The organism is Catalinimonas locisalis (genome assembly GCF_038039535.1).
Classification (GTDB): domain Bacteria; phylum Bacteroidota; class Bacteroidia; order Cytophagales; family Cyclobacteriaceae; genus Catalinimonas.
The window spans coordinates 111,877-129,007 of sequence record NZ_JBBPHP010000003.1 but is presented as its reverse complement, the minus strand read 5'-3'; the positions used below and the strand labels follow the sequence as shown (position 1 = coordinate 129,007).

Here is a 17,131-nt window from a genome sequence, read left to right as displayed (position 1 = left end):
GGTGAGCAATAATCCTCTTTATTAAAAAAGCATTGTTAAATTGCGCCGTAAAATAAGAGATTTTTTATGTCAGTAAAGCTAAAGCAGGCTAAAGAAGTTAAAAAAAACGTGACTCTGGCAGTCTTACTCACCAGCCAGGAGGAGGCTTCCGGCTACTGCCAAAATGATGCGGAAAAGCAATACGTGAAGAGAAAGCTGAAGGATAAAACAGGCCTGGTGGCTGTCAATCAGTATGCACGCATGCTGTATTTTATAGCACCTGCCGAGGAGCAGGAAAACCATTTGAAGCGAGAATATTATCGCAAGAAGGGTTTTGATCTGGCGAATATCGTCCGGAGTGAGTCACTGGAAAATCTGCAACTTAGCACTACTGCGGATGTACAAGACCTTCTGGATATCAGCGAAGGATTATTACTCTCAACCTATAGTTTTGATAAATATAAATCCGCTGCTAAAGAGAAAAATGCAAGCGTATTTAAAGAGCTGACCATCATCCACACTGATCTGAAAAAGAAGGCCTTGGAGGAAGTCAGTAACCTTGTAGATGCTACGTTCTACGCACGTGATCTGGTCAATGAGCCGTTGATTTCATTGAGTGCGGAGCAACTTGGCAAATCTCTGAGGAAAGCCGGCAAAGAGCTTGGCTTTAAGGTAGAGGTTTTTGGTAAGGATAAGATCAAAGCATTGAAAATGGGCGGGCTTCTGGCTGTAAATGCAGGAAGTGTAGATCCACCAACCTTCAATGTGCTGGAATATAAGCCTGAAAAAGCTGTCAATAAAAAACCTTATGTACTGGTAGGCAAAGGCGTCACCTATGATACAGGTGGGCTTAGCCTTAAACCTTCCAACTCCATGATGATGATGAAATCGGATATGGGAGGTGCGGCTGCGGTAGCCGGGGCATTTATGGCAGTGGTCAAGAATAAATTACCCATCCACCTGGTAGGTTTGATTCCTTCTACTGATAATCGTCCCGGAGGCAATGCCATTACGCCCGGTGATGTAATTACCATCTCTGACGGTTCCACCGTAGAAGTACTGAATACCGATGCTGAAGGACGCTTAATCCTGGCCGATGCGCTGGTGTATGCTAAAAAATACAAGCCGGAATTGGTTATTGATCTGGCTACCCTTACCGGAGCAGCGGCTATGGCACTCGGTAAAGAAGGTATAGTGATGATGAGTACCGCAGATGAGGAAATGAAGCAGCAACTCAAACTGGCAGGAAACGAAACCTACGAGCGTATCGTTGAATTTCCTTTATGGGAGGAATATCGCGAATACCTTAAATCCGATATCGCTGACCTTAAAAATATTGGAGGACGAATGGCAGAAGCCATTACCGCAGGTATGTTTCTGAAACACTTTACAGACTATCCTTGGATACATATGGACATTGCGGGCTCAGCTTTTTTGGAAGCCCCTGATGTTTACAAAGGAAAAAACGGAAGTGGGGCAGGCGTACGACTTTTGTATCAGTTTCTTAAAACACTGGCGAAATAGAGATCATGGAAAAAACAGAATTATCAATAAATAAACCACAAAAAGTTCAGCGAAAGAAAAAAGGAGAGCTTCCGGTGGTGGGTATCAGTTTGGGAGATTTCAATGGTATAGGGCCAGAAGTAGTGATCAAAGCACTGGCGGATAAACGCATGCTGAATATGATGACGCCTGTTATTTTTGGCTCCTCCAAAGTGGTTTCTTTTTACCGTAAGAATTTGAACCTGGAAGATAGCTTCAACTTCATGACCATCAAATCACTGGACGAAATTGCTTATGGCAAAGTCAATGTCATCAACTGCTGGCAGCAGGTAGTCGTAGAAGTTGGTAAAGTTACAAATGAAGCAGGGGAAGCAGCCTGGCTATCCTTAAAAGAAGCTACCCAGGCCCTTAAAGATGATTACACGGATGCTATCGTAACAGCGCCCATCAACAAGCATAATATCCAGAACGAAGAATTTAAGTTTGCCGGACATACTGAGTTTTTTGCCCAAACCTTTGAGGCTAAAGATATGCTTATGATGATGGTGCATGATCAACTGAGGGTAGGAGTAGCTACCGGCCATATTCCGCTCAGTGAAGTAAGCAATCACCTCACCCGTGACCTCATCCGCCGTAAGCTGAAGGTAATGGAAGAATCGCTGAAGCTAGATTTTGGTATTCTCAAACCCAAAATCGCGGTTTTAGGTCTAAATCCTCATGCCGGAGAGGATGGTCTATTAGGTTCCGAAGAGCAGGAAATTATCAGGCCGGTGATTCAGGAGCTTAAAGAGGAAGGTAAGTTGATCTTCGGTCCATTCCCAGCCGATGGTTTTTTTGGAGTAAGTATGTTCAAAAAGTATGATGGCATACTGGCCATGTATCACGATCAGGGTCTAGTAGCTTTCAAGACAATGGCTTTTGAGCAGGGCGTTAATTTTACGGCCGGTTTACCGGTAGTTCGCACTTCACCGGATCACGGTACCGCTTATGATATAGCCGGAAAAGGAGAAGCCAGCGAGGTTTCCATGCGCGAAGCGCTCTATCTGGCATGCGATGTAATCAAAGCCCGGCAAGAACAGATGCCCGACGAATAAGAGCATTTACTTGGAAAGTTCTACCTGTCTGAATTTGGATTTAGGACTTCCACATACCGAACATCTAAAGCTGTCGGGCAGTAATGAAAAGGGAGTGCCCGCAGGAACCTTGGCCAGCGTATCTCCATAAGCTTCATCATAAATACTCAGACATTCGCTGCACTGAAAAACCAGCTTATGTGATTCCTGATGAGGCTGGCTTTTTTCTGAGGCAGAAGCTACTTTTTTGGTGTTGAGTTGTTCGTAATATTTCTTGCTCAGCTCAATGAGCAAAGAAGGGATAATATCACGATTGACCGCCCGGGTATAATAGTAATACTCAAAAAAGTTTGGGTTAAAATCTTTAGCATATAAGATGTTGTATTGATAGGCATCTTCTTCATTTTCAGGTTCTTCTCTTTCTATAACGATAGAAGTAAACAGCACGACATGCTTCTGTGTCTTAATAGAAAATGATAGTCCGTAGGTGCTGATGTCCTGCTGGTCAAGCGCACGTACCAGATAATTCTTCAGTTCCAAAGCATCCTGATCAGCTACGGGAAGGTGCCAGTTAAGCTCCAGAGAAGAGTGGCGCATATTGATGCCGTACTTTCCAAGGATTTTCTCCCACTCCAGCTTATCCTTTTCCATCACCCCTTTAATCAGGATAGATTTCCAGGGCGTAAGGCAGATGATGCCAATATTGGTTTTAAGACATTGGTTGCAGAAGACCTCCAAAAACTTGATGGTAAACCGGTTATTACGCCAGTAGAGTCCCATCCAGTATTTATCGCTTTCTGTTCGGTTGATGCCTTCAAAATATGGAAAGATCATTTCCGGATACTCCAAAGGCTGCTCAATTTTGCGAGTATTGAAGTGTAATTCAGACTTGATCCGAGCATAAATATCTGCCAGAGGAATAAGGTTTTTTACTGGCCTAAGCTCCTCAATAGCTTTTGCGACTTTTGCGATATCAAATCCATAAATCAGATCCGGGCAACACCAGGGCTTAGTATCCAGGGCAGAATAGCGGATATACAAGTACCAGTAATTGTCAATGCCAGAAGCAATGAAGTTAATATTACCGGTAAACAGCGGTACCATACCTTGTGTAGGATCTGTGATATTAATTTTATCCGATGGCTCGTAGACAAAGCTATCCAGAATGTAGTGATAGATATGAGGAGCCAGCCAGGAAGTAGCTGGCATTACATCCAAAGTAACGTAGGAGCTTACAATATTCTCACAATTTTTACTCTCATGCTCATAAGGAAGAGGTAATTGCTGGAGTAGCGTATTGACCTTTTCCATATTACTAATGCGTATAGGGAAAAGAATGTCTTGGCGGGCACCTAGGTGTACATAATCTGAGCCTAACTCCTGCGCCAATTCTATGACTTTAGAAAAATCACCAGGTGATATAATTCCACCTTTAGCAAAAACTCTGACGAGCATAATTTTTTGTTTTATCGGAAGTTCTCATAAACAACAAATTTGTTTGTGGGAACTATCAAGAAATGTAATACTTAAAGTTAATATTGTAGGATTGCAAATAGAATTTTTTAGCCCCTTTCAATCTTTTATTACGTTACTCTCTACACCTTAGCCATCAGTTCCTCATCAATCATGGCTTTGAGTTCGGGTTTGCAGCTGCCACAACCGAGACCGGCACCCGTAGCTTCGCAAAGCGATCTGAGTTCGTGGCAACCCTGCGTAATTGCTTCTGTGATATTGCCTTTGCCCACATTTCCGCAGGAGCAGACGAGCTTACCTTTTACAGGCTTTGATGCACCACCGCTCCTGAGTAGTTTTTCCCGCATATCGCCCAGTTCTGTCTGCTCTTCAATCAGGCTTTTGAACTCCGCAAACTCAGACTTATCCCCCAGCAGGATAGCACCTACCAGCCGGTCTTTGTGGATAATACACTTTTTGTAATAGACTTTGGACTTATCCAGGAAGAATATTTCTTCGTACTCATGACGATGCTGGTGGGGTATGTCAGGAATACCAATGGAACATAAGTCCAGATTTGAGAACTTGAGGATATTCATAGGCACAGAACCCTGATACATGCTCAGAGGGTCACCGGCAATGAAACGGGCAGCCATATCTGCCTGCTGCTCTGCGGCAGCGGTAATGCCCAGCATCTTTTCCCGGTGTTCAGCGATCTCCCCCAGCGCAAAGATATTGGGGTCGGAAGTTTGCAGGTAGTCATTGACCTTTACGCCTCTTCCGCAGGCCAGCTGTGCTTCGCGTGCGATCTCAATATTGGGCCGTGTGCCGATCGCATAAACTACCGCATGAGCATCCAGAGACTTGCCACTCTTGAGCCTTACCTTAATCGGCTGATGGGCTTCATGCGGATCTATTACCTGCACCTGGTCGTTCATTTGTAGTTGAATACCCATTTCTTCTACTTTTTCCCTTAGCAGGTTACTGGCTGTATAATCCAATTGTCTTTCCATCAGGCGGGAAGCCAGCTGTATGATGGTCACTTTTACGTTCATTTCCAGCAGCGAAGCTGCCAGTTCCAGGCCCAGAAGACCTCCGCCTACGATGATCACATGAGCCTTTTGAGGTAGATAATACTTGAGCTTATCGGCATTTTCGCGGCTGCGCATGGTAAAGATGCCCGGATAATGTATGGGTACATCACCTGGTATGAAGGCCCGGCTACCCGTAGCCATCACCAGTATGTCGTAAGCATGTTTTTGTCCGTGCGCATCGGTCACTGTTTTGTGCTCCCGATCAATATTGCTGATAGCATTAGAAGGATGCAGGTGAACGTGGAGTTTGTCAAACTCTTCTGCCGTTTTAAACTTCATCAGATCGTGCCATTCCAGGCTTTCGTTGATGTATTCAGGCAAAAGCACACGATTATAAAAAGGGTGCTCTTCTTTAGAAAAGACATGTATCTCATCTTCCTCGTTCAGCTCCCGATAGGTATTGATAAAACGATAGGCGGCAGCTCCCGCACCTATAATGACAATTTTCTGACGCACTTTTTTTACTTTTTCCACCTGCACAGCCGAAAATTTGAAGTCAGGCTCTTTGGAAACAGGGTCATAAAGATTATTGGTAAGATTGTTGGCTCTGCCAAAATCTTTCTTCAGTATTTTGCCCCAGTGCATCGGCAGAAAGACTACTCCTTTCTTGATGTTTTCGGTAATTTTCGCCTTTACTTTTACTTCTCCTCGGGGGTTACTAATCACGACCACATCATCTTCGCGTATGTCTCTAATAAGAGCGTCTGAGGGATGAATCTCTAAAAAGGGTTGGCTGATGTGTTTCTTGAGCTTCTGTACTTTTCCAGTACGGGTCATGGTGTGCCACTGATCACGTACACGGCCGGTGGTCAGCACCAGAGGAAAGTCAGATGTAAGGGGTTCGCTTGCGTTTGCGGCACCGCTGCTTTGTATCTGTGCACGCTGATTGGGCGTATAAAATTTCTTGTCTTCAAACAGTCTTGCCGTTCCCGAATGACCTTTCTGTGGAACCGGCCATTGCATGCTGCCTTTTTCTTTTAGTACTTCGTAACTCAGGCCGGAAATATCAATATTAGTGCCTTTGGTAAGTGCGCAATGTTCGGCATATACTTCCGCCATAGAAGAATAGTCAAAGCCACGGAAGCCCATCTTTTGCGCAAATCGCCACAGAATTTCCGCATCAGGAAGTGCCTCTCCGGGTGAGTCAATAGCCTTTTCCAGATAGCTAATCCTTCTCTCCGAATTGGTCATGGTGCCTTCTTTCTCCAGCCATCCCGCGGCGGGGAGCACCAGATCAGCATAGGCTACGGTATCGGAACGGTTAGAAATGTCTTGTACTACTACGAAAGCCGCATTTTCCAGTGCTTCTTCTATTTTACGAGCATCAGGCAAGCTTACCAATGGGTTGGTACAAATTATCCAAACTGCTTTCATTTTACCTTCCCGCAAGGCATCAAACATTTGGGTAGCCGTGAGACCGGGCTTGGCGGCAATGCTATCCACGCCCCAGAAGTCCGCTACTTCCTGTCTGTGTTCTGCATCCAGCAGATTTTTATGGGCTGCCAGCAGACTGGCCATGCCTCCCACTTCTCTGCCCCCCATGGCGTTGGGTTGTCCGGTAAGTGAAAATGGTCCTGAGCCGGGTTTTCCAATATGTCCGGTGATCAGGTTGAGGTTGATCAGGGCCAGGTTTTTATTGACGCCAGCGGCACTTTGGTTAAGCCCCATTGCCCAGAAAGTAAGAAAGCCTTTGGCATTGCCGATATACTTGGCAGCCAGTAGTATATCGTCTATAGAAATGTCACAGATCGCAGCGGCTTCCTGTAAAGTTTTTTGCATCACCTCTTTGCGGTAGGCTTCAAAGCCATCGGTGTGCGATTTGATAAAGTTCAGGTCAATATCACCCTGTTCAATCAGGCATCTTCCAATAGCATGATAGAGTACGGTATCAGTACCCGGACGAATTTGCAGATGCAGGTCAGCTAAGGCACAGCTCTGAGTTTTGCGAGGGTCTACCACTACAATTTTAGCATCAGGATTCTGCTCTTTGTGCTTTTCAATCCGACGAAAGAGGATAGGATGGCACCAGGCAGGGTTGGCTCCCGCGATGAAAAAACAGTCAGCCTGCTCAATGTCATCATAGCAGATAGGTACGGAATCTTCTCCCAGCGTTTTGACATAACCGGCAACCGCTGAACTCATACAAAGACGGGAGTTAGTATCAATATTATTGGTACCCAGAAAACCTTTGGTCAGTTTATTGGCCAGATAATATTCTTCGGTGAGGCATTGCCCGGAAACATAAAAGCCTACGGAGTCGGGGCCGTAGTTTTGGATCAATGACTTGAAGACAGCAGCTGCCCTGTCCAGTGCAGTATCCCAACTGACTTTTTGCATAGGCGCGGCACGACTCCAGCGCATTTGCGGATGCAGGAGGCGGTCGTTACGTTCCTCCACCACATAATTCAGGTTCATCCCTTTGGAGCAAAGCATTCCCTTATTCACAGGATGATCAGGATCACCGCTGACGCTTACTTTTCCCTGACGGTCTTTATTCACAATAATTCCACAACCAACTCCGCAGTAAGAGCAGGTAGAACGAAAGCTGCTAGCTTGATTTGTCATACTTTTGAAGTTTCGGGGTAAATGATGTTGCTGATGATGAACTTAGCGGTAGAAGAAAGAGCCTGAGGTGCTCTACTTCAGGCTCTTTCTTTTGATAGATATTTAAGCTATTGCGGGCTTGAGTGCCAGCTTTCCTTCTTTGTCAGCCAGTGCGGTATCCATTTCTTCTTTGGCTTCTTTTTCAGCGACGGCAGAGAAACGTACCGCCAGCGTAAGCGATGACACGCAGGCTACGGTGATACCCATGATCAGCAGGGCTTCAGGATAGGTCAGGCTTTCAGATTTGAAGAGGAAGCCAGCAGCCACAGCACCGGCATTACCACCTGCCCCTACGATACCGGAGATCGCACCTACTGCTTTTTTGTTGACGAAAGGGACAACGGAGTAAGTGGCACCTTCGGACATTTGTACGAACAGGCTGAATACAATCATGGTGATGATGGCGAGAGGAAGTACGCTCATTTGAGAGAAAAGGATCAACGCAGCTCCCTCTACCAATAAAGCAATGCCTAAGAACGCAACCCGACCTTTGAGCCCCCACTTGATACCGGCTTTGTCACCGAAAAACCCTCCCAGCGAGCGAGCGAAGATATTCATCAGGCCAAAAAGCCCGGCAATAAGTCCGGCAGTTTTCAGGTCCAGGCTGAAGTAGTCGTGATAGTAAATTGCAGCAATATTATTGATGGTAAGCTCTACGCCAAAGCATGCACCATAGATCAGGAAAAGCGCCCACACGCGATAATCTTTAAGTGCGGCTTTAAATGCTCCCTTGCTCTCTTTGCTTTTGAGGTGAAAGTCAGGATCATTTTTTTTAAGGTCTGTCAAATTACCTTCGGGTAAATCGGTGGTATACTTATAATATAAAACGCCGCAAATGATAAGGGCGATACCGGGCACTACCATCGCATATCTCCAGGCATCAGTATCTAGAAAGCCTAATCCCACAAAGGCAGCAAAGATCAGCGGCATTACCATCTGGGTTACCCCACCCCCCATATTACCCCAGCCAGCGGTAGTGGCATTGGCTGTACCTACCACATTAGGCGCAAACATCATGGAAGTATGATACTGTGTAATGACAAAAGACGCACCGATTACACCAATGGCTAATCTGAACATCAAAAATGATTCGTAGCTGTTGCTGAGTCCGATGAGCATGACCGGAATGGACCCGAGTATCATCAGATAGGTATAGGTGATTCGGGGGCCGATTTTGTCACAAAGCCAGCCGATGGCAAGCCTTGCAAATACGGTAATAGCCACTGAAGAGATGATGATATTACCGATTTGTGATTTGGTAAGGTCTAACTCTTCACGCACCACCGCCATCAAAGGGGCGATGCCGAACCAGCCAAAGAAACAGAGGAAGAATGCGAACCATGACAAGTGGAAAGCTCGCATATGTACTGTCTTGAGGCTGAATAATTTGATAGAAGTCGCCTTTTTAGAAACAGCAGGTTTCTTAGAAGTAGTTTTCATAACACTGAGTTTAAGTATGGTTTCTACGAATTTTTACTTAGAATAAAATGTAGGTTTGATGGTAAGCATTGCCCAGGCCCATTGGTTGAGGCCTTTGCGCTCGGCTCCGCCTTTGATCGCTTCCAGCGATTGAGTAGAAAAGAGTTGTGAGTAGCCTAGTTTAAAGTTGACATCGGGCGTAAGATTCAGATTGTACACCAGGTCAATTTCTTCACCTAATTGTGCTGAAAGTTCTTCTCCATTTCCTTCAGCCGCGTAAATAGTAGTCGGTGAACTGAAATGATGTAAATGAGCGATCAAAGCGGATTTATTACCGAGTTTAAATTTTGACTGTACATAAAAATCCAGCAGTCCTGAAGTCTGACCATTTTGTCCGTGGTTGTTACCCACATAGAAATAGTCCATAAATCCATAAAACTTATGATTGGTACCATAAAGCGGATTAAATGAATGGTTACTATCATCTGTAGGGTTGGTGCCCGAGAGATAGTCAAGCCCAATGGTTAGGGGCGTATATTTGGTATTGAAGCTTACATTTACAGCAGCCAGCCAGGCGCTTACATTTCTACCTGCTGGATCTTCCCCTCCCTGATAGTAGAGTTCGCCTCCTAACTTCACTTTTCCTAAACTTTTGTCACCGATAAATCCGTAAGTCTGACGAAATGCGGTGGTAGAATCTGCCTGCTGACGGCCATCATTGAAAACCAACAAAGATGCCTGAGCGCTTGTCCAGTCTTTATGCAGCCAGATGTACTGCATGGTCTTATAATTATTTACGCCTTCATAATAGGTAGAAGACAGTTCTCCCGGCTCAAAGGGTACATTTTGGTTGAAGCCTGCCCCTGCATGAAAGGCAAAACCGCTACTGTCCTGGTATATAAATTTCACTGCATCATGGCTACGGCCCTGCTGAGCCCAATCCAGGTCGCCTAGAAAACGGGCATTGTCATAATCCAGCGCCTGACGCCCTACCCGGATAGAAGTTTGGGGGCTAAACTTATACTCTCCCCAGGCTTCATACACATTGGTAAGTGCCGGATCATCTTTGTAGATCTGGTCAGCATTTCCCCAGATACGTACATCCTGAAGGCTAAACTGAAATCCGAGTTTCTCCTGCTGATAGCCTACATACAGTCGGGAGCGCTGTTCTATGAAGAAAGCGGCTTCCTGTGCTTCGGTATTGATGGTCTTGAAGCCATCTCTGAATTCAGCCCGGGGGCGAATTTCGCCTCCTACCGTAAATTGGGCATACACTCCTTTGATGAAGCCCAATTGAAGCAGCAGCAAGCATATAATTTTTGTAAATGTTAAACGCATGTTTTTGAAGTTTTTATTGACCAAAGCAATGCGTCATCTGGATTGCGCATCCCGGTTGACATTTCAAAGGTATAAATTAAAATTCATTTTTACGTAATATTACGTAAATTTTAATTTGATAAAAGTATTTTTTGCAGAATAATTACTTAGAAATAAACTCAAAAGGCTAAAAAAATGACATTTTTAATTGAAATACGTAGATTTTGATCACTCCAAAAAAGTTTCAGCAACGAATATTCCATCAGAACATCCGCAAGTATTTATTCATGTCAGGAAAATGGATAGAGAAGGGGGAGAATGATCAGGCCTACAAGTCGTCAGGGGTGTTGAAATTTTTAAACTGGGGCAAAAACTCAGAGGGAATGCTGATCACAGTAGCTTTCAGCATTTCTTCTATTATGCTGTGCATGCTCTGGTCCCGAAGCTTTTCATCTTCATAATATTGCATAAGTCTTTTGAGAGAAGCCTGGCTGTAGACGCCACAGAGCGGTTGTAAATAATCCGGGGTGCTGCACACAACTACCTTATCTTCCTGCTCCGATTTGGTAAACTCGCTTATCCACCACAGAAAGGTATCGGTAGATAAAGCAGGCATATCACAGGGAAGAAAGAGAATATCCTGATTTGGGACAGCAAGATGAGCGGATAATATGCCTTTTATGGGACCATTAAGGTGAGCAGAAGAAGGGTGGTCAAGGATTAAAGTTTGATCCGAGAAAACTTCTGTATAAGTGTCTTTTTGCTGATTGTTGATAGATACATAGGTTTTCAGGCCAATCTTTTCCAGTTTTTGTTGCAGTGACTCCGTCCAGGCCAGGCCATCCTGCTGGATCAAACCCTTATCCTGTCCCATACGGCGACTTTGTCCGCCACTCAAAATTACTGCGATCATATTATCCGGAGCCTTGTCCATAAGCGTAGCATCAAGTTTATTCAACCTCAGGTTTGGGCAAGAAAATCTTTGAGTCCTTTGTCATCTTCCACTTTTTTCAGCAGTTCAACCACATTGCTGACATCCAGCTTCTTCATAATGTTAAAGCGATGGGTCTCAATGGTTCGTATGCTTTTATTCAACCTCCCGGCTATTTCTTTGTTACCAATACCATCGGCCAGCATCATCAGTATCTGTTTTTCTCTTTTCGTAAGATCATAATCTTTGGCAGAAGTTTGAGGAGCCGGTGCCTGGGGATGTCTGGTATTCAGATAGCTGTCAATAAACACTCGGGAGACATCTGCGCTGAAATACTTTTCCCCTCTGTGTACTGTCCTGACCGCTTTCAAAAACTCTTCTTTGCTGGAGCCTTTGAGCAGGTAACCGGAAGCTCCGCTTTCTACTGCCTGCAAAATGTAGTCTTCATCATCATGCATAGAGAGGATGAGTACTTTGGTAGTGAAGCCCGACTTTTTGATAAGTTTTGCCACTTCCAAGCCGGTCATTTCAGGCATGCGCACATCCAGTATAGCCAGGTCGGGTGACAGCTGCTTTACCTGCCGGAGTGCTTCCTGTCCGTTTTCTGCTTCGGAGATGACTTCAATATCTCCTTCACTTTCCAGCAATGATTTGATGCCGCTTCTTACTACGCCATGATCGTCGGCTAAGGTTGCTTTAATAGTTTCTCTTGTCTCTTCCATTGATGGGTAAATGTATATTGATCCGTGTACCTTTACCTGGCTCGGAGCTCAGTTCAAAGGTGCCGTTAATATAATAAGTTCTTTCCTGCATATTCAAAATTCCCAGTCCTGTACCATCTTTGCTTTCTCTTTTTCGGTAATTTTGAAAGTCAAACCCCACTCCGTTGTCAATAATGTCAACATTTAGATAATGGGCCTTGTGGCTAAATTCTACCCTGATCTCATCAGATTTTGAGTATTTGATGGCATTGTTTACGGCTTCCTGTATGATTCGGTAAAGATTGGTTTCTATACTTTTATCCATGCGGTTGAGGAAGCCGGTTTTGTTCTCAAAAATGACTGTTTTATCAGATAGGCGGCTTGCTTCCGCACAGAACCGGCGGGTGACGGGTACCAGACCATAGTCACTAAGGGCGCTGGGGTTGAGGTTGAAAGACACTCTGCGTACTTCCCGAATTACCTGGTTGAGCATCTTCTGTGCTTCTCTTACTTTCTCTTCCCGGGTAGGCATATTGGGTTCCAGATTGATATTCTCAATGGTAAACTTAAGCGCGGTAAGCTGCTGCCCAATTCCATCATGAATGTCTCTGGAAATGCGTCTTCTTTCTTCTTCCTGCCCTTCCAGTATCAGAATAGAACGCACTCTCTGTTCTTTCAGCTCACTCTCAATCTTGTCTTTGATGATCTCATGCGAACGGGCCTCTGCTTCTTTTCTTTCAGTTTTATTTGAACAAATGATGTTAAACGACTCTATTTGTTGCTTAATGTTAAAAGTAGGTACAATGGTCATGTCCAGCCAGATGAAATCTCCTTCTTCGGAAGTTCCCTTTACTTCTCCATACCAGGGTTCTCCCTGCATTACGATCTGGTGAATATTCTGTACCTGGTCATAGGGGTAGCCTTCATATTCCAGCCAGGCAAAAATATTGGTGTGTGAGGCTTCCTGAGTATCTCCTAAAATCTCCAGGAAATCGTCCGATATATAGGTGAATATGCCCGAAGATTTGGTTTTTGCAAATACTTTGGGTAGATCTTCCTTTACGTCTACTTTGGCCAGTTCCTGATAGGAGCGCTCCAGTGAACTGTACAGTGCACCAATCTCCCGCGACATGTCTTTGGCCAGTTTCTCAGACCTTAGTAGTTCACCAATTGTCTTTTTGATCCTTCGGGCGGTAGGACGAAAAATGAAAAACAACTCAAAGAAAATAATGGAAAGAGATAGTCCTAACAGGCCCAGTTCAATGACTTCCAACTGAATTACTTTTTCCCTGGCTTCATAGTCATACTGAAAAACGATGGTATCCATGCCCTTCAAAAACGCTGACTCATGAGAAAGTATCTGGCTGATGTAAGTTTGGAGCCGGGTGGAGTCAATAGCTGGATTCTGGGAGATCAGCCGGAGGATATCCTGACTATTATTTACTATGGCCTCATAATCAAGGGTAATGGCCTGATACATTGAATCTACCATGCTGCTATTATTAGCAATAACCCCCAGGCTTTTGTCTCCCTCGAGGAGACCATGGTGTGATTGTGTCCAGAGGTCAAGCGCCTTCTCCAGCTCGTTAGCATAAACCTGGCGTTGTTCTGTATTTTTAGTAGTGCCAATCTGTAGGGCTATTTTGCTGATCTTCTGGCTCAGCATACGTTGTCGGCCAGCCAGGTTTACGATTCTGGAGTCGTATTCCTGCCTGCTGATGTAGCGTTGCACAAAAACCTGACTAATAATGATAGCCGCTGCTATACCGGACAAAGCCAGCGCATACATCATGCCCAGGCGTTCAAAGCCGTGTTTTCTCTCCCGCTGCTTTTGCATGCTCTAAATAAATAAAAACTATAAGGATTTACGTAATATTACTTTGAATACTTGTCTGGTGATGAACAGAAATAAAAAAACCGGAGTTTGTTACCCCGGACTTTCCGTTGTTCATCATATTTGGTGGATACAGCTTTATTCCTGAAAGCCTATATAAACGTGCTCATCTTTTATTTTCACCGGATAGGTGGCGATATTACATTCGTCACCGTTGATGCACTCTCCTGTTCTCAGGGAGAAAGATTTTTTATGAAAAGGACAGGCCACTTTAGGCTCTTCCTGATGCGTACCAATCATGCCTCGGGATAATATCATCTGCATTTTGTGGGGACACAGATTCTGGCAGGCATACCATTCGTTGCGACGAGTAAAATTGAAAACAGCAATTTGCCTCCCTTTGTACTGTACACAGGCTCCACCATTGGTGGGAAAGGTACTAACTGGAGCAGCTTTGAACCAGGTGGTAACCGCTTCTTCATTTACTGTTTTGTATACTTCTGCAGATATCATAAGTAATTTTTTTAGATCAGTGAATAAAATGAACTGAGTGTGTGGATGAACCTATTTGCCCCATTCGGCAGGTACCTTTTGCGCTCTGCGACGGTCAAAACGTATGCTCTCGTCAGGTTCATCTGAGTTGATAAAATGGGTAAACTTAGCCCTAAGCTCAGGATTGTTGACTACTTCTTTCCACTCACATTTGTAGACATTTAGCGTACGCTTCATATCTTCCTCCAGTTGTGCGCCTATGCCCAGGCAGTCATTTACCACCACATCTTTCAGATATTCTATTCCACCTTCCAGCTTGTTGAGCCAGGTGGAGGTACGGGTAAGCGGCTCCGCTGTTTTGATGTAAAACATGAGGAAACGGTCTATGTAGCGGATGCAGATTTCATTATCCAGGTCTGAGGCCAGGAGTTGGGCATGCTGGGGCTTGGCTCCGCCGTTTCCACAAACGAAGAGGTTCCAGCCTTTTTCGGTAGCGATAATGCCAAAGTCTTTACTTTGCGCTTCCGCACACTCACGAATACAGCCGGAAACAGCACTTTTAAGTTTGTGAGGCGAGCGTAATCCTTTGTAACGGTTTTCTATTTCCAGGGCAAAAGATACAGAATCGTGCAAACCATAGCGGCACCAGGACGAGCCCACACAGCTTTTGACAGTACGAAGTGATTTTCCATAAGCATGGCCGCTTTCAAAACCTGCTTCAATTAGTTCTTCCCAGATGTCAGGCAGTTGATGCAAGTGAGCACCAAACAGGTCAATACGCTGACCGCCGGTGATTTTGGTGTACAAGTCATATTTTTTGGCTACCTGCCCGATTACAATCAGTTTATCAGGCGTAATCTCTCCACCGGGAACGCGAGGAACTACAGAGTAAGTGCCTCCTTTCTGTATGTTGGCCAGAAAGCGGTCATTGGTGTCTTGTATGGTATCCTGCTCGGTAATCAATTCATTCCAGATACTGGCAAGAATTGAAGCTACTGTCGGCTTACAGATTTCACATCCATCTCCTTTGCCATATTGGTCAAGCAGTTCATCATAGCTTTTGATTTCGTTGACTTTTACTAGATCAAAAAGCTCCTGACGGGAATAGTCAAAATGCTCACACAATGTCTTTTTGACCCGCTTGCCCATGCGCTTGAGCGTATGGTGGAAAAGATCAGTCACCATAGGCATACATCCTCCACAGCCTGTTCCTGCTTTAGTGCAGGATTTTACTTCCTGTACTGAGTTTAAGTTTCCTGCGGTAATTGACTGGCATATCGCCCCTTTAGTGATTCCTTCGCAGGAGCAGATTTGCGCCTGCTCAGGTAGATTTTCTACACCTTGTCCTACGGTACCTTCACCTCCTCTGGCACCTAAAATCAGGTCTTCAGGGTTAGGAGGGAGGCTTAGGCCATTTTGCATGGTTTGCAGCAACATATTGTAAGCTTCCGCATCCCCCACCAGTATGCCTCCCAGCAGCAGTTTGCCGTCTGTGGAGAGGTTAATTCTTTTATAAATTCCTTTAGACTTATTCTCAAATACAATGGGGTAGTGGGGTTGACTTTCGCAGAAGGGATCGCCAAAGCTGGCTACGTCCACCCCGATGAGTTTAAGTTTGGTAGACATATCACTCCCCTTGAAAGTTTTTTCCTGTCTGCCCAGAAGGTGCTGTGCAGCCACTTCAGCCATATCGTAGCCGGGAGCTACCAGCCCATAAATCATATTTTGGTAAAGTGCAGCTTCACCGATGGCATAGATATCGGGATCGGAAGTCTGCATAAATTCATTGGTCACGATGCCGCCGCGAGGCCCAACCTCCAGGTCGCTTAAGCGGGCCAGCTCATCACGAGGACGTATGCCTGCAGAAATTACCAGCATATCTACATCCAGTTGAGTGTTATCAGCAAAATACAAGCCGTCCAGCTTTCCATTTCCAGCGATTTCGCGTGTGCTTTTGTTAAGGTGTATTTTTATGCCCAGCCTTTCAATGCTGGTTTGCAAAGCTTTGGAAGCGGCTTCATCCAGTTGACGCGGCATAAGACGGGAGGCAAATTCCACTACATGGGTTTCCAGTCCCAGATCAAGCATAGCTTTGGCGGCCTCCAGCCCCAGCAGCCCGCCTCCAAGTACGGCGGCACTTTTTACTTTACTGCCATAAGAGATGATGGCATCCAGGTCTTCTATGGTACGGTATACAAACACCCCCTTTTTGTCTGTTCCCTGAATAGGAGGCACAAAGGGACTAGAGCCGGTAGCCATGATCAACTGATCATACTCAAAAACCTGATGGTCATGCGTTTCTACAGTTTTGGCAGTTCTATTCAGTTGAGCGATCAGTTTTCCACTGTGCAGGTTGATTTGGTTTTCTCTGTACCATTCCAGCGGAGCCAGGGTGAGCTTGTCTGCGTTTTTATCCGAGAAGTATTCGCTAAGATGGACCCGGTCATATGCCAGACGCGGTTCTTCTCCAAAAACTGTAATTGAAACCTGTTCAGGAGACGCAATTTTACGTAGTTTTTCGCAAAATTTGTATCCCACCATTCCATTTCCTATGACGACAACTTTTTTCATAGCATTCAGTATTTAGCTATTTGTATTCAATCTATTGAGCTTATATCATCTGTTCTGCTGGTGAATAAGCCTTTAAACAGTATTTTTTCGTAGCCATCCAGCCATAAATCATCTGCTTTTCATCACTAAGTAAAGAAATAATTTTTTAAATACGTAATATT

At 44.9% G+C, this 17,131-nt stretch carries 11 protein-coding genes; 2 read left to right on the top strand and 9 right to left on the bottom strand.

Translation table 11 applies throughout. The features are described from left to right. Window positions 1-66 precede the first annotated feature (66 nt). Complete coding sequence (locus WJR50_RS06505) at window positions 67-1,503, top strand: leucyl aminopeptidase family protein (RefSeq protein ID WP_341292433.1); 1,437 nt, start codon at window positions 67-69, stop codon at window positions 1,501-1,503. Window positions 1,504-1,508: 5 nt separating this feature from the next. Further along, window positions 1,509-2,576, top strand: a complete 1,068-nt coding sequence (pdxA, locus tag WJR50_RS06500) for a 4-hydroxythreonine-4-phosphate dehydrogenase PdxA (protein WP_341292432.1) — start codon at window positions 1,509-1,511, stop codon at window positions 2,574-2,576. A 6-nt stretch (window positions 2,577-2,582) separates the two neighbouring features. On the opposite strand, the gene WJR50_RS06495 is transcribed toward pdxA, so the two are convergent. From WJR50_RS06495 to nirB, 9 genes are all read right to left on the bottom strand, one after another. Then, complete coding sequence (locus tag WJR50_RS06495) at window positions 2,583-4,010, bottom strand: rubredoxin (protein ID WP_341292431.1); 1,428 nt, start codon at window positions 4,008-4,010, stop codon at window positions 2,583-2,585. 140 nt (window positions 4,011-4,150) lie between these two features. Next, a complete protein-coding gene (locus tag WJR50_RS06490) occupies window positions 4,151-7,666 on the bottom strand; it encodes a molybdopterin-dependent oxidoreductase (RefSeq protein ID WP_341292430.1) in 3,516 nt (1,171 codons plus the stop codon). Between the two features lie 102 nt (window positions 7,667-7,768). After that, window positions 7,769-9,145 carry a NarK family nitrate/nitrite MFS transporter gene (locus tag WJR50_RS06485; protein WP_341292429.1) on the bottom strand — a complete coding sequence of 459 codons (1,377 nt, stop codon included), beginning with the start codon at window positions 9,143-9,145 and terminating at the stop codon, window positions 7,769-7,771. Window positions 9,146-9,178: 33 nt separating this feature from the next. Continuing rightward, window positions 9,179-10,462 (bottom strand): alginate export family protein, encoded by a 1,284-nt coding sequence (locus tag WJR50_RS06480; protein WP_341292428.1) that lies wholly within the window; start codon window positions 10,460-10,462, stop codon window positions 9,179-9,181. A 307-nt stretch (window positions 10,463-10,769) separates the two neighbouring features. Further along, window positions 10,770-11,399, bottom strand: coding sequence for a molybdenum cofactor guanylyltransferase (locus WJR50_RS06475; protein ID WP_341292427.1), 630 nt, complete (start codon window positions 11,397-11,399; stop codon window positions 10,770-10,772). A gap of 2 nt (window positions 11,400-11,401) precedes the next feature. After that, complete coding sequence (locus WJR50_RS06470; RefSeq protein WP_341292426.1) at window positions 11,402-12,094, bottom strand: response regulator transcription factor; 693 nt, start codon at window positions 12,092-12,094, stop codon at window positions 11,402-11,404. Beyond that, window positions 12,069-13,910 (bottom strand): sensor histidine kinase, encoded by a 1,842-nt coding sequence (locus tag WJR50_RS06465; protein ID WP_341292425.1) that lies wholly within the window; start codon window positions 13,908-13,910, stop codon window positions 12,069-12,071. The genes WJR50_RS06470 and WJR50_RS06465 overlap by 26 nt, the downstream gene beginning before the upstream one ends. A gap of 135 nt (window positions 13,911-14,045) precedes the next feature. Further along, entirely contained in the window at window positions 14,046-14,420 is a 375-nt protein-coding gene (nirD, locus tag WJR50_RS06460) for a nitrite reductase small subunit NirD (RefSeq protein WP_341292424.1), read from the bottom strand. A gap of 51 nt (window positions 14,421-14,471) precedes the next feature. Continuing rightward, a complete protein-coding gene (nirB, locus tag WJR50_RS06455; RefSeq protein WP_341292423.1) occupies window positions 14,472-16,970 on the bottom strand; it encodes a nitrite reductase large subunit NirB in 2,499 nt (832 codons plus the stop codon). Between the last annotated feature and the right edge of the window lie 161 nt (window positions 16,971-17,131).